Consider the following 17,491-nt stretch of genomic DNA (forward strand, 5'->3'; position numbering starts at 1 on the left):
GTCTGTCTGCACCGCCTTGCGACGTCAGATCCGCTGACCCGTCCATGAGCGCGACAGACTCATCTCCGAGGACGACGTCATGCCCGACGAAGAAGAACTCTGCCGTGACGAGATCGCGCGCAGTCTCCGGGCGCTGCTACGGGATGTCAACGAGATGACTCACCTGCTGAGAATTTTGGTTGAACAGCACCGACCGAACCCCGATCCACCCGTCCCCGCGCCGAATTTACCTGACAGTAAAAAAATCTCTCTCACGGATCGCGAGAGCGATGTCTACCAGTTACTTGTGACCGGAATGTCGAATCGCCAGATAGGACGCAGACTCGGCATAGCCGAGCGCACCGTCAAGAACAATCTGCACTCTATTTACCGGAAGCTCGGGGTATCGGGCCGGGCCGAGACCATCGCCCAGCACTTCAGCACCCCCGTCCGTCGCGGGACGCCGCCTCCCCCGCCCTGATGGCGCCGGTTCACGCTCGGCGTCCAGTGGCACGCGGAGTACGGCGATCCGGGCGGAACCTGACCTGCTCTGAGCGGGACGGAGAAAGCCCCCACCGATGCCGGCTCTGCGGGTGGGGTCGCAGGGCTCGCAGGTGCCGAAGTCACGCAGACCCGGCGGCACGTCAACTGACCCAGACGCCCTCGGGTGAAAGCCGCCTCGCGAGAGCCTGCCCCGCATCACTGATCGGCGTCGACCACGACACGTCAGCGACGTCACACCCGAAATCGTCTGCGAGGGCCTGCACGAGCCTGGCGCCGACACCGCGGCGGCGACAAGTGTCCGCCACCCAGACCAGGTCGACACGCGGTCGCAGAGTGTCGTCCTGGTCGCCGTCCGAGGACCCCTCGACCAGATCCCAGCGAACGTGCCGGCGGTGGTCATGAGCCGCCAGATAACCGATGACACGCGCGTTCGCCCGCAAGAGGTACGCACGCACGTTGTCCGGGGTCACTTCGGGCTCATCCAGGTGGGACCACGAGCTGAAGTCGTAGTGATTCTCCCTCTGCGGCATCCTCGCCACCCGTGAGACCAGTCTCCGCCAGGCGATGGACGACCGAGTCGTGACGACGGCCAGGCTGCCCCACCAGTCGAGGTTCTCGGGTGCTCGAACACCGAGCGCCCACTCCACATGGTGCCTGGCGTGCGCCCTGCCACCCTCCCAGCCGTCTTGCTTGCTCATGCCACAAGAGCAATCACCGTCACTCGGTGTATCCACCACTCGGAACTGGACAGGCACCGCCCCATGACTCAGGTTCCGGTCCCTCCCTCCCACCCAGGGCCTAAGAGGAGCATCCTCGGCCTCGACGTGCCCGGTCCACAGATCCACCCACCCCGGATACCGCTCGGGACTCGCTTCCCGTATCCGCCTCTCGTGGGGCGACAACGTCGGCCGGACCCACACGCTCCCGGCAGCCGCCCGGCTGTTGAGACGCACCCCGTGCTCTCTGGCCTTACCGCGCAGGAATCGCAGGAACGCGGCGGGTGACGAGACGAAGTCGGTACCACGCAGGAGTTCGCGCTCACCAGGAGCCAGCCAGTCGGCGACAGGCAGTGCCAGACGCTCCGCCAGCGACTGCAAGCCGCTGTAGTCACGGTCGAGCTCAGCCAGACGCAGCGCCTCGACCGCGGCATCGACATCTGGGAACGGAGCGAACAGCGTGACCCAGGACGGGCCGTCACTGTAACTGAAGCCGCCTGGGTAGCCGTCGTACCAGATGCGGTTCATGCAGGCTTCGCGCGCCGCGTCGACGGCTTCGGTGTAGGCGGCGGGAAGCTCCGATGCGTGTCCCCGCGAGGCCGAAGCGCTCACGTAGGCATCGCGGTCGACGGACACCGTGGCATACCAACGGTAGGCCCGGACCAGGATCTTCCGGGACCGCCAGTCGCGCGGATCGGGATCGAGGCAAACCGTCCGCTCCGTCATGCGCTCCACTCTTCATCGCTGCCGCTGCCCAGGTGCCGTTGCAGAGCGTATCCGGGCTTCAGCGGGGTGGTCTGTGTTTCCCGACGGCTCAGCGCACTCCCCCCGTTTCGGGTAGGCCCGGTCCACCAGGCGTACACCTGTCACGCTACGTGGAAGGAACCTGCAAGCTCGCTGTCCCTCGGCGGCCGCCGCCCTCACGGTTGAGGCCGGCCTGCCGGGGCCTCCCCCCGGCAGGTCCCCGGTCGTCCGGCGCCGCGAGAAACCCTCCACATCGTGTCAGCCCAGGTCGCTCACCGATGAGTTTCCCGAGCCATGCTGGTCCATACGCCGGGGCACCCACGGACGGAAGGCTGGGCCATGCGGAAACTGATCTACGGTATGAACCTGACTCTGGACGGTTACATCGCCGCGGCCGGCGACGACATCGGCTGGAGCGGACCGCCGAGCCACGAGCTGTTCCAGTGGTGGCTCGACCACGAGCGGGCGAGTGGCCTGTCGCTGTACGGGCGCAAGCTATGGGAGACGATGAGCTCCTACTGGCCGACCGGCGACCAGCAGCCGAACGCCACCCCGGCGGAGATCGAGTTCGCGCGGAACTGGCGGGACACGCCGAAGGTGGTGTTTTCCTCGACGATCGACAAGGTCGACTGGAACACCCGCCTGGTCGCTGGCGACGCGATCGCCGAGATCACCCGGCTCAAGGCCGAGGACGGTGGACCGATGAACATCGGCGGCGCAACGCTTGCCGGGGCGGCCATGCGCGCCGGGCTGATCGACGAGTACGTGATCGCCTCCCATCCGGTCCTGGTGGGCGGCGGCACGCCGTTCTTCACCGCGCTGGACAGCTGGGTGAACCTGAACCTGGTGGAGACGCGGACGTTCCCCGGCGGCGTGACCCTGACGAGGTACGAGACGAGGCGTTGAGTGCCGCCGGTGCGGGGTTCACGGGTCATGAGCTCCGCGGGTGGGCAACGCCGGCCGATCCGCTCCGCCGCCGGCCGCCTCGGTCAGGGGAACCCTCCGACGAGACTTCCCGGTCGAACGTCATCCGGGTAGCGGATCTGTCCCATCAGAATTCCCGGTGGGGGCACCAGTGATTCGGGGAGCGAATCTGTCCCGCCAGCATCCCCGATGGTGGGCACCAGTGATCCGTCCAGCGTGTGCGTCCAGTGTGCACGGCCCGCTGCCCTGCCGAACGTTGTCCGGGCAGGAGGCGAAGTGCTCGGCCGCGACGAGGAGACCCTCGCGTTCGTCCACTGGAGGCTAGGCGAGGCTGACCTGCGGCGTGGAGACGCTGAGGTGCGGCGTGGAGAGGTGCACTCGTGTCCACGGCTCGATCGTGGCCGGTCCGTCGCTGAGCCACAGGGGTCTATGTCTCCGCTGCTTTCATCGGACGCGATCGTCAGACTTGGCGCAAGGCGTCTCGCATCGGAATCACCGAGCAACCATTCCGAGGTTCCGGCTGGGCGTTCGCAGGATGTACAGCTGGCGCTCTTCGCCGCCCGTCTGCCACACGTAGTGCTCGACGCCGTTGACCGAACCCTGGTGGGTGGCGCCGGTCGACGGGGTGGCGGGGACTTCCTGCAGGGCGACCACGTCGTGAGTGCGTGCCAACTCGGTGACCTTCGCCCAGCGGGCCCTGCTCTGATTCATGTTCCAGGTCGCCGGCCTGTGGCTGTCCGGCGAGGCCGCCTGTGCCGTACCCGTCGAGGCGGCGACAGCGGCGCAGGCCAGCAGAAACGCCACGAAGGCAGACACGACCGTGCGTGATCGCGGCGTTTCGCCCGGCTGCCGGGCACCCATGCCGTTGTGCCGGGTGAGGCGGAGAAGACGCATCAACTCACCCTTCTCTGAGCGCATTTGTGCGAATGAACCTCCTCCTCCCTATCACGCCTTCAAGAACATCCCGTTGGGAGTCTCCGGCGTGTCATCCACACTCGAAGCCGTCGACGCTCCCTTCGTGGCCGACTCTGACCCCGTCCCGAGGGCCGTGCTGATCGCCTCGCATGCGCCGGTCACCGCCGCGCCGACCCGTCAGGCCAACTCGCCCCGCAGACAACTCGAACAGGCGCGAAAGCGCGGCTGATGTCGACGCCGCTCAGCTCGGCCATGCGGCACCGTCCGGGGACCAGGAGGCCGGCCACCTACGGTCCCGACGCCCCGGCCGCACCTGATACCACCGACCCGGGGGACGTACACGGAGTCACCACGGTGGAGCCGTGCAGCTGCACGAACTCGTCAGCGAGTATGCCCATCACGACGAGATCGTGGTGTCGGCCGGCGAAGAACACGTGATCGCGCAGGTGCCCCTCCTCGGTGAAGCCGAGACGGCGATGCATTGCCAGCGATGCCTCGTTGCACCCGAAGATCCGCGCCTCGCACTTGTGGTAGCGCCGCTCGGCGAACATGAAGCGCAGGAGCATCACCACCGCCTCTGTCGCGTAGCCCTTGCGTCGGTGCCCGGCACCCATCGTGATGCCGTATTCGAACCGGCCCGCACGCGGATCTGCGAAGTGTGAGCCGACAGCCCCGACGATCTGTCCCGTGTCCAGGGCTTCGACGGCCAGGCTGAAACAGTCGCCATCGGCCTTCGCGACCGCCTGTTCCTTCGTCCAGGCGCGAAACCCCTCGGCAGACCGAGGCGGATACAGCAGGTCTCCCGACCGCTCCTCGTCGACGGCGAAGCCCATGAACGCCGTCCAGTCCTCAGGCTCGACACCACGCAGACGCACCCGCCTACCAGTCCAGAACGAAGTCATCCGCCATTCGATCACGAGCAAGGCACGATGCACAGGCCAGCCGGACCACCGCCTGATCGCGCGGATCGACGCGTGGGACGACGCCCAGGCAGCGGAACACGGTCCCGATGCTCGCGCAGCTACCAGTACGACCTGTCGATCGCTCCCGGCTGGCGGGTCGGCGCGTACCCCAGCTGGACCGGTTGGCCCGTCATCCAGGACCTGCTGAAGTGCTGGACCGGCATCTGCACCACCTGCGGCCGACCCCTCACCACCCGAACCGCCCCAGAACCTGACGAAGCACTACTAGGGCCCGTCATTTGCATCATCTGGTAGTTGGCCAAGGCACTGACTTGAGAGTCGACCGCGGTGCCGATCGCGGTGTACGCGTCGACGCGAAGCACTTCCGTGAGGGCTCACTGGACCAGTTCGATGTGGGGATGCTCCGGGGCCGCGGGGCAGACGTGGAGTTGCAGGCTGTAGGCGCCGGCGATGTCGAGGAGAGTGAAGTTCGAGGGCGGGGTACCGAGGAGGAGCGGAGTCGGGTTCGTCCGTTCCTCCTCGGGCATCCAGCTCTTGCTGCCGGAGTTCCATTCCGAGGACGCGATGGTGAGGAGCGGGGTCGTCTCGGTGCCGCATTCGTGGCACGGGCGGGGCATGGGGTCGGTCAGGCCCCAGCGGGTCCAGCCACCGGTCTTCCACCCGGGAGCGTGGCACAGGTTGCGGAAGTAGAACTCCTGCGGGTCCGTCGCGCCGGTGCTGTCCCACGCGAATCCGGCTGTCTCCCACAGGTTCACGTCGCCCAACCGCTGCTGCAGTTCCTTGCTCAGCTCCAGGGGGCTGGGGTATTCGGTGATCTGTTCCGGTGCGAGCACGCACGGTTCCGGCAGGTACCAGTCGAACTGGACCACGGGCGGCTCGGGCGGGGCCTCGAGGACGTCGGTGACGGAGGCGGAGGAACGCCAGAAGAGGGCGGTTCGGGGGTGTGCGAACTCCTCGTGGTCGCAAGGGCACCACAGGACCTGGAGAAGGTCGGCTCCGGGAGGGCTGGCCGGGAGAGGGACGTCGCGGGCGTAGAGCTGGGCCACGGGGATCATGGGAATCGGGCCGTCGAACCACGGGTGGCCCTCGCGGAGCCGCTGCTCGATCTCCCGTTCCTCGGGCGTGATCGCGGGTGCCTGGGGGTCGCGGAGCCGTCGCTCGGCCGCTGCCGCGTGGATGCGACGCAGGATCCGGATCTCATCCGGAGAGTGCATCTCGTCTGCCGCTTCACTGTCGTGCGGCTCTACGCAATGGGGCCACGGCTCGTCGGCGGGCCACAGGAGTGGCCCGCCGACGGAACTGTCGTACACGGTCGGCGTTCCCGGCCGCGGGTGCAGCCGGGTCGCCGTACGCGCCAGCGGGGCCAGTTGAGGGAGGAGCGCGGTGACGTCGAACGGCCGCGGTGGGGTGGTGAAGATGGCGTTCATGGCAGGGATGCTGCCAGCAGCGTCTGACAACGGGCGTACCGATATACGTCAGCTGACACCGCACAGCTTCCCTACTGTCAGCAGGCGCCCCCGAGTCCGGTCAAGCGATTGTGGGGGTGCGGAGAGTGGTGAGCGCGGTGGCCAGGACGGCGGTGCGGGCGAGACGCACGGGCGGGGACCCGCTCGAAGGCCACAGACGCGGATGTGATTGCCGCAGCGGTCTCGCGCGGCACACGCCGGACAAGCGGCCCAGCACCATGACTTCGACAGTGGGTGGTTCGCGGCGGGGTCATCGCCCGGCTGAGTCCTGGCGCAGTCGGGGAAGGCGGGGAGCGCCCTGCGGAAGTCCATCGCAGTGCACCCCGCCCCCTAGGAGGACGGGGCGGGGTGCAGGAGAGGGGCAGGGTGGTCAGTGGTTGGCGCAGATCGCGTAGACCGAGATGCCGACGCTGCTGTACGCGTTCTGCCGTCCAAGGGCGATCCAGCCGCGTCCGTCGTCCGTCGGGAATGAACCGACGAGGATCGCGTCAGCGCCCTGCGCCTCCGCGCCGCCGCCGACGGCGACCTTCCCGGCCGGACAGTACACCGTCCGCCGCTGGAAGTTCGGCACGTTCGCGTTCGGCAGCTTCACCACCTGGTACCCGTCGACCGCCGCGGCCGCCGCACGAGCCGCCTCCGGCTTCGCCGGCGCCTGGGTGTCCGATGCCTGTGCCGCCCACCCGACACCCGACACCAGGGCCACTGCCAGCGCGCCCGCCCCCAGAGTCTTCAAGCCTCGCATCGTGCTCCTTCATGTTCGGTGAGACCCCGACGACCGGAATCTCATCGCGACCCACCCTGCCCGGCCCGCACCCCCCAGACCGCTACATCCAGGGCCAAACACCCGGATGTGAGGAACCCAGAGCACCCGCACTCAACACGCGCTCGACGCCCGCCCTCGGGCGCCCCCACCACCAGCTCTGAGCCGGCCGGCGCAGACCGCCGGTGCCGTCCGTGCGCGGGACCAGGTTGCCGTCGCCCTCGTGCCGGCACTCGACCTTCGCCGTGTTCGGCGAAGTGACGGTGCGGCGACATTCGTTCCTTACGCGCCGTCGGAGGTCTCTCGGTAGACGCCGTTGCCACCCGTGTCGCGCGAACACTCACGGTCGTCGGTGTTGCCCAGGTCCATGTTGATCACGAAGGTTTCCAGGTGCTGCTGTGGGAGCCGGCCGGAAGGACGGCGCGCGGGCGGGAGCAGCAGAGAAGTGGGACACCTATCGCGGCAACCAATGAGGTAGTTGAGACGTCGGACACCACATGGAACGCGAATGGCTTTTTCTGCTTATACCGTTGCTGATCGGAGTGAGTTTCCTTGGTGTTGCCGTGTACGGACTCCGCCGCGCCAGCGCGCTTCGCCGCAGCGGACTCACTGCGGTGGGGCGAGTCGTGCGTCACGAGACCAGGCGGGACGACGACGGAGGAAAGTACCACCACCCGGTCGTAGCCTGGACGACCCGGGACGGGGGCGAGTGCACATACCGCTCCACGTTCGGCCGCGGCACAGTTCTCCCCGGCTTCGGAATCGGTAGCTCCGTCACGGTGCTGTACGACGCGGAGAATCCCCACCGCTTCGAGGTCCGAGGGTGGGATTCCAAGACGTTCTACCTGGTATTCGCCGGGGTGGGGGCGGTGCTCACAGCAGGCGCGTTGTCGGTCCTCCTGGTCCTGCTGTTCACATTTTGATCCCCTTTGGGCCCCTCGCCGCCCAAGGGGCCGGGCGTGAACCGGCCCCTGTGGGCCCGCGCCATCGCACGCTCCCCCGGTTCCGCCGCCGGCCGCCGATCGGGCTCGGGTGCTCACCGGTAGCGGGTGAATCGGCTGGTTGTCGCGCGGAACGAGGTCGCGCCGCGCCGGGTACGCGCGCCACGCTCACCGCCGCCGCATCGCGGACCAGGCGACTGGTGGCACGGTGTGCCTAGAGGTCGATGTCGCGGTAGTGGGACAGGACTCCGCGGATGCGGTCGTACTGGCCCGGTGTGAAGTGGGTGCGGCAGTCGTCGTAGGAGTCGTCCATGTAGTTGTGGATCGGGTCGGTGCCCCGCGCCTGACAGGTGTCGCGGCCGGTGGGGCAGCCCACGGCCGGGGTCGCTTCGGCCGGGGTGTCGTCGACGTAGTCGCCGAACCCGGCACAGCCGTTGTGGTAGGTGCTCCACAGGCCGGCCCAGTGCCCGATCTGATGGACTGCCGTCTTGCCCTGGTCGTAGTGGGGGCGGGTACCGCCGGGCAACGTGTCGTTCTGGAGCACCACGCCGTCGTCTCCGGGCCGGGCGCTGTAGTCCCATGGGTAGGTGGCCCAACTGGAGGCGAAGTCGGGGTTGGGGCCGACCAGCCAGATGTTGAGGTACTGCTCGTTGCCCACGTGTGTTCGCTTGACGTACGCCTCGTTCTGGCTGCCAGGGACAACGCCGTGGAGCACGGAGCCGGACACGGCGTGCCGACGCACCTGGAAGGTCTGGAAGGACAGCCCGATCGGGTTGAAGGCGTTATTTACGACCCTCAACTGCTCTTGGAGGACCTCGTCGGAGACGTTCCCCTCCCCCGTCTTCTCGTCGTAGAACACATTCCAGACGACCGCTGTCCTGTACGCCGCCTTGCGCCCTTGTGCCGGCTGGGCGTTCGGCTGCTGCGGGACATCCCGCCGCACAGCTGCGGCCGGTTCCCTGCTGACGATGGCAGCCGCGCGAGCGGCGCCGCTTTCGCCGGTTTCCGCCGCCGAACGGGTGACACAGGCGTGAGCCGTACCTGCGGCGCCGGGACCGGCCGGGACGACCAGGCAGGCAGCCAGCAGCCCCGACAGAGCCATCCCGCGGCGGAGCATTCGCGTAACCTTCACGCCACCATCCCTCGTGTGAGTCCATGTCGCCGGGCATGCGGATCGCACGCCCGGCAGCCTCGTACAACCGGTTCCGGGCGAACCCCGGAGTGGCGGAGCGCAGGCGCGGCGCGCCCAGACGATGCTCGCCCGGCAAGGTGACGCTAACGACGGCAGCCGCATGGTGGCCGGAGGCATCGGCAACAGTCACTCGCCCGCAGTAACGCACCCGATCGCGGGGCCACGGACCTGCCCAGGCTTTCCGCGGTCGTCTGCACAAGTCCTTGCGGTAAGCCGGTGCGGGCGGAGCGGTTCCGGTGACCGTGCTCGGCCTGGGGTAGTGCTGTCCGCACCGTTGCTTTCCGCGGCTGCCCTCGGCGGGCGGTCTTCGGACATCACCACCGCGGGTCACAGTCGCGGAATGGCGGCCAGCCGACATGCCAGGTTGCTTCCCCACTGTTGAGCACGGGTGCCGCGCCCGGAACGACCCCGTAGCCGGCTCTACTAGCGTGCTCGATACGGCTGATGGAGCACACCGGCGCCGAAGGGTCGGCGGGGTGCCGGTCAGGGGGCATGGTGCGGGGAGCCGTTCCCGGTGGGCGGTTCCTGGGAGGAGTGGTGCGGTGCGAGGGCCGAGATCAGGCGTCGATTGGCCTCGTGGGGTGTCATACCCCAGTCCCATTCGGTCTTGTGCAGGCGCAGGGAGACGATGCCGTGCCAGGCCGACCACAGGAGGAGCGCCGCGGCGAAGGGGGCCTTCGGGTCGACGCGGCGGGCGAGCTCCACGATGCGCTGCTGCAGGCGGGGCCCGTGTGCGGCGCGGGTGGCCGGGACCTCGTCGTCGCTCTCGAACAACAGCTGGTAGGCGCCGGGGTGTTCCAGGGCCCAGGCGATGTACGCGTCACCCGCGACGACCAGCCGGTCGGCGTCCTCCGGTGCGCTGTCCAGTGCCGCCTCGACAGCCTTGATCAGGGAGGCGTACTCGGTGTCGAGTACGGCGGACCGCAAGTCGGCTTCTGAGGGGAAGTGCCAGTAGACAGCCGACGGAGCGACCCGGCAGGCGCGCGCGATCGAGCGCAGGGACGGCACGGCGACAGGCTGGGGCTGCGTCAGCATCGCCACTGCGGCTGCGACGAGTTCAGCCCGCAGGTCGCGGCTGTCCCTGGCGGCGGCGGTTTCTCGGGATCTGGTCACCGCGCCATTGAACACCCGTTCATTGTAAGCTGCAATGAACGGGTGTTCAGGAAGGTGGAGACGACGATGCTCACGCTCATGACGGTGATCCGGAAGCGGCCCGAGGTTTCCACGGCGGACTTCCGCCACTTCATGGAACACGAATACGGACCGACCTACGCGGCGCTACCCCAGGTGAAGGAGTACGTGCAGTACTTCCTGACCGATGCGGCGAACGACGGCGTGGAGCAGCCCATCGACGCCATCGTGCGGATCAGCTTCGACTCGCGGTCCGCCATGCGCGAGGCACTCGCGACCCCGGAGTACCAGCGGGCGCACGAACTGCGCGGCGCCTATATGCGGGAGGCGTCGACCGGCATCCATTCGGCGGTCCTCGACCGGCAGGTGCAACTGGTCTAGCCGGGACACACCGTGATCACGCGGCGCCGGTCAGGAGATCCTGCGACAGGTCCCAGAGGCGCCGCGCGCCTTGCGGGTCGAGTGCGTAGCGGGCGACACCGTCCAGCGTGCCGGAGCGCCGGTCGACGACCTCAGTTTCGTTGCAGTCGACGAAGTAGCGGCCGCCGACGCCTTCGAGCAGCGGCGAGGTGGCGAGGAGCGCCGACGTGGCGGCACCCTGCTCGACGGTCTTGATCAGCTCGGCGGGAACGCGGCCGCTGCCCCGGCCCCCGGTGTGCCGCTGCAGGTTCGTGTAGACGGCGCCCGGCATCAGGGCGTTGGCGGTGATGTTGTCGTCGACCCAGCGGCGGGTCGCCTCCACCGCGAACAGGACGTTCGCGGTCTTGGACTGACCGTAGGCCAGCCACGGATCGTACGGGCGGAAGGCGAAGTTGATGTCGTCCCACACGATCGGCGACTGCTGGTGACCGGTCGAACTGACCACCACGACGCGGGCGTTGCCGTCGGCAGCCAGCGCCTCGTGCAGGCCGGTGGCAAGGGCGAAGTGGCCCAGGTGGTTGGTGGCGAACTGCCACTCCCAGCCGTGCTTCGTGTACTGCTCGGGGCAGGCCATGACGCCCGCGTTGTTCACCAGGATGTGCAGCGGACCCTGCCAGGCGGCGATGAAGGCCGCGATGGACGCGGGATCGGTCAGGTCGAGGCGCACGGCCCGCAGGTCCTGGTTGCCGGTCGACCGGGTGATGTCCTTGGCGACCCGTTCGCCGGCCTCCACGTCCCGCACTGCGAGGGTGACGGCCGCGCCGGTGGCCGCCAGGGCGCGCGCCGTCTCCGCCCCGATACCCGAAGAGGCGCCGGTGATCACCGCACGACGGCCGGTGAGATCGATCCCCGCGACGACTTCGCCTGCGGTGCTGGAAAAATGGAACGGGGTGCTGAGGGCACTCATCAGGGGACTCCTTACTGAAAAGGCTGCTTGCCGGACAACTGGGTCCTGGCGCGCCCGTGGGCGCTGAGGACGGACGCCTGCAGGCGGCGTTCAGGGGACGAGCAGTCCGTCCTGTTCGACGGGAGGCGTGCCGTCGTGCCAGGGCAGGGCCTTGCCGAAGCGCACCAACTCGCCGTAAAGCCCGGGATCGACGTGCTCGGCGAAGACCAGATCGAGGACGGCCTCGGCGGCCCTGGCGGGCGGCTGGGCCTGGCTGTAGTCGCTGAACCAGGGGCGCGAGGTCGCGGTGTCGACCATGCCGGGGCACACGGCGGCGACGAGCGTGCCGTCGGCGAGGTCACGCGCACGGCGTTCGGCCGCGACGGCACGAACGGCGGCGACCTGGGCCACCTTCGAGGGCACGTTCAGCCACAGTGGCCAGCCCGCCTCCTGCGCGGTGTTGTGGTGGATGGCACTGCGCCACGACTCCACCGCGTACTCGACCTGGTCCAGGCTCGCCCCGTTAAAAAGGTGGTGAAGTCGGCCGTCGAGGTGACCGAGTGTGCCCAGACTGCTGGCCACGACGAGGAGTCGGCCGCCCGGGCGCAGCACGGGGCCGAAGGAGCGCAGGATCGCGTGCGTCGCGGTGTTGGAGACGTCGATGAACTCGTCGGCCCGCTCGGCCTGTGACTCCCCGGGGAGCACTCGGGTGACAGCGTTGGAGATGACGACGTCCACCCCTCCGTACCGGGCCCGCAGTTCGTCGGCCAGACGGACGATGGCGTCGCCGTCCGTGACGTCGAGGACCCGACCCTCGACGCGGGAGCAGGTGGCGGGCAACCGGGTGACCTCCCGGGCGGCGTCCGCCACGCGCTGCCGGTTACGGCCGGTGAGCAGGACCAGGTCCTGCGGGTCCATGCGGGCCGCCAGTCCTTCGGCGAAGGCCCGGCCGAGCCCTTGGTTGGCCCCCGTGACGAGGGCGATGCGTGAAGTGGTCATACGTCAACGCTAGGAATCCTCAGTCCATGAGTCCAACGAAAGTTCGGCACACGTAGTATGCGGAAACGTCATGGACTGCACGGATGTGCCACCGGCCGTGCTGTGCGCCCTGCGCGCCGGCGCCGACCAGGGATCGTTCACCGCGGCAGCGGCGGCCTCGCTCGGCTTGCACGCAGTGCTCGGCTTGCACGCAGTCCGCGTTGGCCCGGCAGATCACCACGATCGAGTCGACGGCCGGCGCGGAACTGCTGGAGCGGCGGCGTGACAGGGGGCGGCTCACGTCGGCGGGCCGGGTCGTCATGCGCCGGACGGCGGTCGTGCTCGATGAGATCTCCGTGACCGCCTGGGAGGTGTCCGGCCTGCCGGAGCGGTTCCTGAGATTCGTCCGGCCTGCCGGAGCGGTTCCTGAGAATGGCCCGGTTTGCTGGAGCGGTCCCTGAGAATGCCCGCCTGCCGGATCAGTCCGTAATGATCCGACTGGGATGGGTGGCGACGGGGTGGGTGCCGATGGGATGGGTGCCGATGGGATGGGTGCCGAGCGCCGGCACCGTCCCCCGCCACACACCCCGGAGTGCGTGCCCTCCGCGTCGGCGGCGGCCCGCAAGAAGCAACGGCGCCGGCTCCTGGCACGCCTCGCCGCCGCCCCCGGCCATGACACGGGTGACACCGTGCTACGTGCGGCGGCACTCGGCGCCCGCATTCCCCTGCCCTCCGCATGAGGTCCGTGGCGCGACGCTCGCCCTTCCTGATCACGTCGTCTCGATCAGCTCCAGCAGGTTGCCCTCCGGGTCGGCTACGTACGCGTACCGCATGCCGTCGCTGACGCCAGGCGCCGGCGGCGACACCGCAGCAGCACCGCAGTCCTGCGTCAGGCGGACGAATTCGACGTCAAGATCCGGGACTTGGAGCGCCAAGTGGGTGAAGGTCTGCACGGCAGTGGCGGCGAAGGCGTCGGTGTGCAGGACGGGGCGCGAGCCGGACCGCTCGACAAACTCCACCCGCAGGCCAGCCGCATTGCTCACTACGACGGTACGCACTCCGGCTTCTGGCATCTCCACGCGCTCCTCCACCTGCGTGAGTCCCAAAGCGGCGGCGTACCAGGCTTCCTGTGCGGCGATGTCCGCGACCGAGAGGTTGACGTGGTGAAACCGGGCAACGGGCATGACGACTCCCTTGGTTAATACGATTCACCTGGTAAGCGATGTTAACCTACGAGCATGACTCCTCCCGCGACGCGTCGTCCGGTCGGCCATCATCACGGCAACCTGCGCAACGCCCTCCTGCAGGCGTCCTTGGAACTGGTCGGCGAGCGAGGCCCCCACGGCTTCACCCTGGCGGAGGCGAGCCGCCGAGCCGGAGTGAGCGTGGCGGCGCCGTACAAGCACTTCACCGACCGGGACGCGCTGCTGGCGGAACTCGCCACGCAGGGCTACCGCGAGCAGCGGACGCGCTTCGCCGCGGCCATGAACGCCGACGAGGACCCCGTCGAACAACTGGCATCATTTGCGGCGGCATACGTCAGATTCGCCGCCGAGGAACCCGCCCTGTTCGATGTCACCTTCAACGCGGGCCTCGACAAATCCCGCTTCGCCGAACTTGCCTCGACGGGCGACGAGGTGGCCGGCCTCTTGCTGCCGGTGGCCCGACAGCTCGCCCCGACCCCGGACGCCGCATTCGACCTGCTGCTTCGGGTCGCCGCCGCCGCACACGGCCTGGCAGTGTTCCTGAGGCAGGGACTGTTCGGCATGGGCAGTGCGGCCCTCACGGACACCGAGAAGAAGGCTGCCCGCACGGCGCGGGAAATCACGGGCCAGGTCGCCGACCTTCCCGAGCGGCCGTCGACGGCTCCCACATCCGGGTGTTGAAGGGGGGGGCCAAGACGGGCCGAAGCCCAGTTGACCGAGGCAGAACCGGCAGCAAGCACCCCCTGATCACCGACGCCACCGGGATCCCGCTCGCCGCCACCCTGCCCCGTGGCAACGCAACGATGTCACCCAGCTCATCCCGTTGCTCGAAGCGGTGCCGCGGGTGCGGGGCAAGCGAGGCCGGCCTCGGCGCAGGCCGGACGTGGTGTCGGGCGACCGCGGCTACTCACGACAAGTACCGCCGCATGGTCAGGCACCTCGGTGTGAAGCCGCTGAACGCCCGCCACGGCACCGAGCACGGATCAGGTCTGGGCACTCAACGCTGGCTCGTGGAGCGCGCGTTCGCCCATCTGCACTGGTTCCGCCGCCTGCGGATCCGCTGGGAGATCCGCGACGACATCCACGAAGCCCTACCTCACCCTGGGGTGTGCACTCATCTGCTGGCGACGTCTGCGCTCACGCCGTTGACCCATCTAGCAAGTTGAACGAGCGGACTGCAGGTCGGGAGCGCCTGCTGCTTCCTGGGCGGCCATCACCTCATCGCCGTGCTCGAAGGCCCATGCGCCGACGGCGTCGATGGGCGCCAACAAGGTCCTTCCCAGAGCGGTGAGTTGGTACTCGATCCGGGAGGTTGCGTCGGGGTGTGCCTGCCGATCGACCAGTCCGTTGAACTGCAGCCGCCGCAGAGTCTCGGTGAGGACCTTCGAGCTGATGCCCCCGATCCGCTCCCGCAGTTCGACCGGGCGCCTGGGGCCGTCGCGCAGCGCCCAGAGCACCACGGCGTTCCAGGTGTTGGAGAGCAGGTCGAAGGCGAGGCGGGCACGGCAGTCGGCGAGGAAGGCGTCGGTAGTCACGTACCAAATGGTGCCCGAACGGCCTTCTAGCGTCGGTACGAACCGTCAAAGCAGGTACGGAGAGGAACGCGTGATGAGAATCGGCGTACTGGGAACGGGCAACATGGCTGACGCGCTCGCCACCCACTGGGTGCGGGCCGGGCACGAGGTGATCATCGGGGGACGGGACGCACACAAGGCGGAGCGGCTCGCGACACGCATCGGAGGGAACGTGAAGCCTGCCAGTCTGTACGCGGCGGCCGAGTCCGGTCAGGTGGTACTGGCCGCGTTGCCCTTCGGAGCGGGAGTAGACGTGGCGCGGGACCTGCACGCAGCCCTGGAGGGCAAGGTGCTGCTCGACTGCTCCAACCCGGTCGGGCCGGGCTTCCGGCTGCTGACGGAAGGAGGCCCCTCGGCCGCGCAGCGACTTGCCGCGGCGGCACCGGGAGCCCACGTGGTCAAGGCTTTCAACCTCTGCCACGAGGACGTGTGGCGCATGCGGCCGCCCGTCTTCGACGGGCGACCACTGGCCGTGCCCATCTGCGGGGACGACGAGACGGCCATCGCGCGTGTACGCGAGTTGGTGCAGGACGTGGGCTGCGAACCCGTTGCTGGAGGCGGTCTCGAACGGGCAGGACTCCTGGAAGCGACCGCCGCGCTGTTCATCGCCCTGTGGGTAGGCGAAGGGGCGGATGCGCAAGCAATCGCGCCGCCGCTGGCATACGCAGCCGGACCGAGCCAAGAGGAAACGGACGGCGGCACGAGGGCTTTCCGTTAGGGATTCTTAGGACCTGGTCGTTGTCGCGGGTGGCCGCCACGCCCGTGACGACGGTCAGGACGCCGGTGCGGGTCTCGACGCTGACGTTCTTGAGGTTGTGCAGGTACACATCGGTGGTCTTCAGGTTGCCGGCGGGGGTACGCACGCCGGCCTTGAGCGGGATGGCGGTCCTGCGTTGGCGGCCGGTGGGGTCTGGGCGTGGCGCAGTCGGGCCGCGGTGCCCTGGAAGATGCAGTCCGCTACCAGTGCCGGGGCCAGGGACGATGTCGATGATGTGGTCGACATTGGTGATCACGTCACGGTCGTGTTCGACGATCAGAAGGTGTCTCCTTGGTCGCGGACCGGAGCGGAGCTGGGTGACCAGATCGTTGACGCGGTGGGCGTCGCGGGGGCACAGGCCGCTCCGCCCCCGGCATTGGCCAACCAGAAGGGTCCGGTCAGGCTTCCCCAACCTCGGTCGGGCTCCCCCATCAGAGAAGTTCTCGACCACTTCGTCGAACTCGCCACCTGCGGCGATCCTGCCGTAGGACTGAACCGGTCGGCGAGTGCGTGAAGTTCGCTGGCAAGGGCTCGGCAATGATCAGGACGCTGTAGCCGAATTTGGCGGACTGTCTCGATGACTCCTCCTACCCGACGCGGCGATCGACTGTTGCCAGTGGTGGGCAGCAGATTCTGATGCTGGCGCTCATCACGGAACCGACCTCGTCGGCGCGGCCGTTGACGGACAGGATGATCAGGGCGTCCGCCGGATCCTCGACAGCGTACTTTCGCCTCCGCTCGAGCGGAGGCGAAAGTAGAGGACGCTTCGTGGGGCTGTTTGCGGGTGCTGGGACGGGTTGCCGGGGACGAGCGCCTGTGCGCCGGTCACGCTCTCTGCCCGCACTCCGGCCAGGCGTCGCACGGTCGAACGCATGGAGCCTACTGGGGAAGTGTGCGCAGGGCGCGGGGACGGCACGGACTGCCCGAACGGGGAGGATGAGGTGCTGATCGACGGGATCCGGTGCGAGGAGTGCTTGCACTACTGGGAACTCGACGCGGCGGAGCCGGAGCGTCGGCTGGTCACGGATGACGGGCTGACCCGGCCCCGCGGGGACCCGTGGGAAGCCGGGCCGGGAACCGCGGCGTAGCCGGCGTGGGGGCGAGAGGGAGCCGCAGGCGGAGAACTCGTTTACCGGGTTGGTCAGTCAAGGGGCGAAGGCGATGGTGCGTCGCGCGGGGCAGGCAGCGGCCCCGCAGACAGGAGGAGCAGGGTTCCACTGCTGGGCCTGCGGGGCCGTTGCATCGTTCACGTACCCTGCGGTGCGTCCGATAAGCCCGATGCCTCCCAACCACCAGGCGGGTGCACGCGTTTGGGGCCCCGGCCATGTCCGGCCGGGGCCCCAAAAACGCCTTACGCGCGTGGCGCGCAGCTCGCGCCGGGTGTGGATGCGTCTACCAGCGGTACCAGCGACCCTTACGGCCGCCACTGTCCGCCGTGCGGACGACGAAGCCCAGCAGCCACACGACGAGCACGAT

The 17,491-nt window shown here is 68.6% G+C and carries 18 protein-coding genes and 3 pseudogenes; 9 read left to right on the plus strand and 12 right to left on the minus strand.

Translation table 11 applies throughout. The annotated features are described in order from the left end of the window. Positions 1–79 precede the first annotated feature (79 nt). Positions 80–460, plus strand: coding sequence for a LuxR C-terminal-related transcriptional regulator (locus tag GT045_RS22025; protein ID WP_161335189.1), 381 nt, complete (start codon positions 80–82; stop codon positions 458–460). A gap of 163 nt (positions 461–623) precedes the next feature. On the opposite strand, the gene GT045_RS22030 is transcribed toward GT045_RS22025, so the two are convergent. Beyond that, a complete protein-coding gene (locus GT045_RS22030; protein ID WP_161335190.1) occupies positions 624–1,925 on the minus strand; it encodes a GNAT family N-acetyltransferase in 1,302 nt (433 codons plus the stop codon). 357 nt (positions 1,926–2,282) lie between these two features. Between GT045_RS22030 and GT045_RS22035 the strand changes: the two genes are divergently transcribed. Continuing rightward, a complete protein-coding gene (locus GT045_RS22035; RefSeq protein WP_161335191.1) occupies positions 2,283–2,849 on the plus strand; it encodes a dihydrofolate reductase family protein in 567 nt (188 codons plus the stop codon). Between the two features lie 510 nt (positions 2,850–3,359). On the opposite strand, the gene GT045_RS22040 is transcribed toward GT045_RS22035, so the two are convergent. Next, a complete protein-coding gene (locus GT045_RS22040) occupies positions 3,360–3,785 on the minus strand; it encodes an endonuclease/exonuclease/phosphatase family protein (protein WP_161335192.1) in 426 nt (141 codons plus the stop codon). Between the two features lie 100 nt (positions 3,786–3,885). Here GT045_RS22040 and GT045_RS40500 point away from each other — a divergent pair, with 100 nt between their 5' ends. Next, positions 3,886–4,011, plus strand: a complete 126-nt coding sequence (locus GT045_RS40500) for a hypothetical protein (RefSeq protein WP_272926878.1) — start codon at positions 3,886–3,888, stop codon at positions 4,009–4,011. Positions 4,012–4,069: 58 nt separating this feature from the next. Here GT045_RS40500 and GT045_RS22045 read toward each other — a convergent pair whose 3' ends face one another. From GT045_RS22045 to GT045_RS22055, 3 genes are all read right to left on the minus strand, one after another. Beyond that, positions 4,070–4,684 (minus strand): GNAT family protein, encoded by a 615-nt coding sequence (locus GT045_RS22045; RefSeq protein WP_161335193.1) that lies wholly within the window; start codon positions 4,682–4,684, stop codon positions 4,070–4,072. Positions 4,685–5,079: 395 nt separating this feature from the next. Then, positions 5,080–6,132, minus strand: coding sequence for a hypothetical protein (locus tag GT045_RS22050; RefSeq protein ID WP_161293491.1), 1,053 nt, complete (start codon positions 6,130–6,132; stop codon positions 5,080–5,082). 409 nt (positions 6,133–6,541) lie between these two features. After that, the gene (locus GT045_RS22055; protein ID WP_161293493.1) at positions 6,542–6,913 is read right to left on the minus strand and encodes a hypothetical protein; all 372 of its coding nucleotides are present in this window, start codon (positions 6,911–6,913) and stop codon (positions 6,542–6,544) included. A 515-nt stretch (positions 6,914–7,428) separates the two neighbouring features. Between GT045_RS22055 and GT045_RS22060 the strand changes: the two genes are divergently transcribed. Then, positions 7,429–7,854: a DUF3592 domain-containing protein gene (locus tag GT045_RS22060; protein ID WP_161335194.1), complete on the plus strand. Its 426-nt coding sequence runs from the start codon at positions 7,429–7,431 to the stop codon at positions 7,852–7,854. A 232-nt stretch (positions 7,855–8,086) separates the two neighbouring features. Here the strand turns inward: GT045_RS22060 and GT045_RS22065 are convergent, their stop codons facing one another. Together GT045_RS22065 and GT045_RS22070 are read right to left on the minus strand one after the other, a co-directional pair. Beyond that, positions 8,087–8,731 (minus strand): M43 family zinc metalloprotease, encoded by a 645-nt coding sequence (locus tag GT045_RS22065; protein WP_161335195.1) that lies wholly within the window; start codon positions 8,729–8,731, stop codon positions 8,087–8,089. Between the two features lie 816 nt (positions 8,732–9,547). Further along, positions 9,548–10,177, minus strand: a complete 630-nt coding sequence (locus tag GT045_RS22070) for a TetR/AcrR family transcriptional regulator (protein WP_161293499.1) — start codon at positions 10,175–10,177, stop codon at positions 9,548–9,550. A 42-nt stretch (positions 10,178–10,219) separates the two neighbouring features. On the opposite strand from GT045_RS22070, the gene GT045_RS22075 reads away from it, so the two are divergent. Then, positions 10,220–10,576, plus strand: coding sequence for an EthD domain-containing protein (locus tag GT045_RS22075; protein ID WP_345942716.1), 357 nt, complete (start codon positions 10,220–10,222; stop codon positions 10,574–10,576). A gap of 16 nt (positions 10,577–10,592) precedes the next feature. On the opposite strand, the gene GT045_RS22080 is transcribed toward GT045_RS22075, so the two are convergent. Together GT045_RS22080 and GT045_RS22085 are read right to left on the minus strand one after the other, a co-directional pair. Continuing rightward, positions 10,593–11,522 carry an SDR family NAD(P)-dependent oxidoreductase gene (locus GT045_RS22080; protein ID WP_161335196.1) on the minus strand — a complete coding sequence of 310 codons (930 nt, stop codon included), beginning with the start codon at positions 11,520–11,522 and terminating at the stop codon, positions 10,593–10,595. Between the two features lie 90 nt (positions 11,523–11,612). Beyond that, entirely contained in the window at positions 11,613–12,500 is an 888-nt protein-coding gene (locus GT045_RS22085) for an SDR family NAD(P)-dependent oxidoreductase (RefSeq protein WP_161335197.1), read from the minus strand. A 70-nt stretch (positions 12,501–12,570) separates the two neighbouring features. Here GT045_RS22085 and GT045_RS22090 point away from each other — a divergent pair. Then, positions 12,571–12,865: pseudogene (locus GT045_RS22090) on the plus strand (LysR family transcriptional regulator); the annotation flags it as partial. Positions 12,866–13,249: 384 nt separating this feature from the next. Here the strand turns inward: GT045_RS22090 and GT045_RS22095 are convergent. Further along, complete coding sequence (locus GT045_RS22095) at positions 13,250–13,663, minus strand: VOC family protein (RefSeq protein ID WP_161335198.1); 414 nt, start codon at positions 13,661–13,663, stop codon at positions 13,250–13,252. Positions 13,664–13,717: 54 nt separating this feature from the next. On the opposite strand from GT045_RS22095, the gene GT045_RS22100 reads away from it, so the two are divergent. Together GT045_RS22100 and GT045_RS39930 are read left to right on the plus strand one after the other, a co-directional pair. Continuing rightward, positions 13,718–14,365, plus strand: a complete 648-nt coding sequence (locus tag GT045_RS22100; RefSeq protein WP_161335199.1) for a TetR/AcrR family transcriptional regulator — start codon at positions 13,718–13,720, stop codon at positions 14,363–14,365. Continuing rightward, a pseudogene (locus GT045_RS39930) lies at positions 14,335–14,833 on the plus strand (IS5 family transposase); the annotation flags it as partial. The gene GT045_RS22100 and the pseudogene GT045_RS39930, both read left to right, overlap by 31 nt. 5 nt (positions 14,834–14,838) lie before the next feature. Here the strand turns inward: GT045_RS39930 and GT045_RS22110 are convergent. Further along, the gene (locus tag GT045_RS22110; RefSeq protein WP_161335200.1) at positions 14,839–15,219 is read right to left on the minus strand and encodes a helix-turn-helix domain-containing protein; all 381 of its coding nucleotides are present in this window, start codon (positions 15,217–15,219) and stop codon (positions 14,839–14,841) included. Between the two features lie 73 nt (positions 15,220–15,292). Here GT045_RS22110 and GT045_RS22115 point away from each other — a divergent pair, with 73 nt between their 5' ends. Then, positions 15,293–15,976, plus strand: coding sequence for an NAD(P)-binding domain-containing protein (locus GT045_RS22115; protein WP_202515927.1), 684 nt, complete (start codon positions 15,293–15,295; stop codon positions 15,974–15,976). A gap of 1,431 nt (positions 15,977–17,407) precedes the next feature. Here GT045_RS22115 and GT045_RS39935 read toward each other — a convergent pair. Next, positions 17,408–17,491 (minus strand): annotated as a pseudogene (locus tag GT045_RS39935) (hydrophobic protein); the annotation flags it as partial.

The sequence above is a fragment of the Streptomyces sp. SID486 genome (assembly GCF_009865385.1).
Lineage (GTDB): Bacteria > Actinomycetota > Actinomycetes > Streptomycetales > Streptomycetaceae > Streptomyces.

What these genes read in the sequence shown, in the direction of transcription:
- GT045_RS22025 (WP_161335189.1), top strand. Translation starts at nt 80, where the DNA reads ATGCCCGACGAAGAAGAACTCTGCCGTGACGAGATCGCGCGCAGTCTC.
- GT045_RS22030 (WP_161335190.1), bottom strand. Translation starts at nt 1,925, where the DNA reads ATGACGGAGCGGACGGTTTGCCTCGATCCCGATCCGCGCGACTGGCGG.
- GT045_RS22035 (WP_161335191.1), top strand. Translation starts at nt 2,283, where the DNA reads ATGCGGAAACTGATCTACGGTATGAACCTGACTCTGGACGGTTACATC.
- GT045_RS22040 (WP_161335192.1), bottom strand. Translation starts at nt 3,785, where the DNA reads ATGCGCTCAGAGAAGGGTGAGTTGATGCGTCTTCTCCGCCTCACCCGG.
- GT045_RS22045 (WP_161335193.1), bottom strand. Translation starts at nt 4,684, where the DNA reads ATGACTTCGTTCTGGACTGGTAGGCGGGTGCGTCTGCGTGGTGTCGAG.
- GT045_RS22050 (WP_161293491.1), bottom strand. Translation starts at nt 6,132, where the DNA reads ATGAACGCCATCTTCACCACCCCACCGCGGCCGTTCGACGTCACCGCG.
- GT045_RS22055 (WP_161293493.1), bottom strand. Translation starts at nt 6,913, where the DNA reads ATGCGAGGCTTGAAGACTCTGGGGGCGGGCGCGCTGGCAGTGGCCCTG.
- GT045_RS22060 (WP_161335194.1), top strand. Translation starts at nt 7,429, where the DNA reads ATGGAACGCGAATGGCTTTTTCTGCTTATACCGTTGCTGATCGGAGTG.
- GT045_RS22080 (WP_161335196.1), bottom strand. Translation starts at nt 11,522, where the DNA reads ATGAGTGCCCTCAGCACCCCGTTCCATTTTTCCAGCACCGCAGGCGAA.
- GT045_RS22085 (WP_161335197.1), bottom strand. Translation starts at nt 12,500, where the DNA reads ATGACCACTTCACGCATCGCCCTCGTCACGGGGGCCAACCAAGGGCTC.
- GT045_RS22095 (WP_161335198.1), bottom strand. Translation starts at nt 13,663, where the DNA reads ATGCCCGTTGCCCGGTTTCACCACGTCAACCTCTCGGTCGCGGACATC.
- GT045_RS22100 (WP_161335199.1), top strand. Translation starts at nt 13,718, where the DNA reads ATGACTCCTCCCGCGACGCGTCGTCCGGTCGGCCATCATCACGGCAAC.
- GT045_RS22115 (WP_202515927.1), top strand. Translation starts at nt 15,293, where the DNA reads ATGAGAATCGGCGTACTGGGAACGGGCAACATGGCTGACGCGCTCGCC.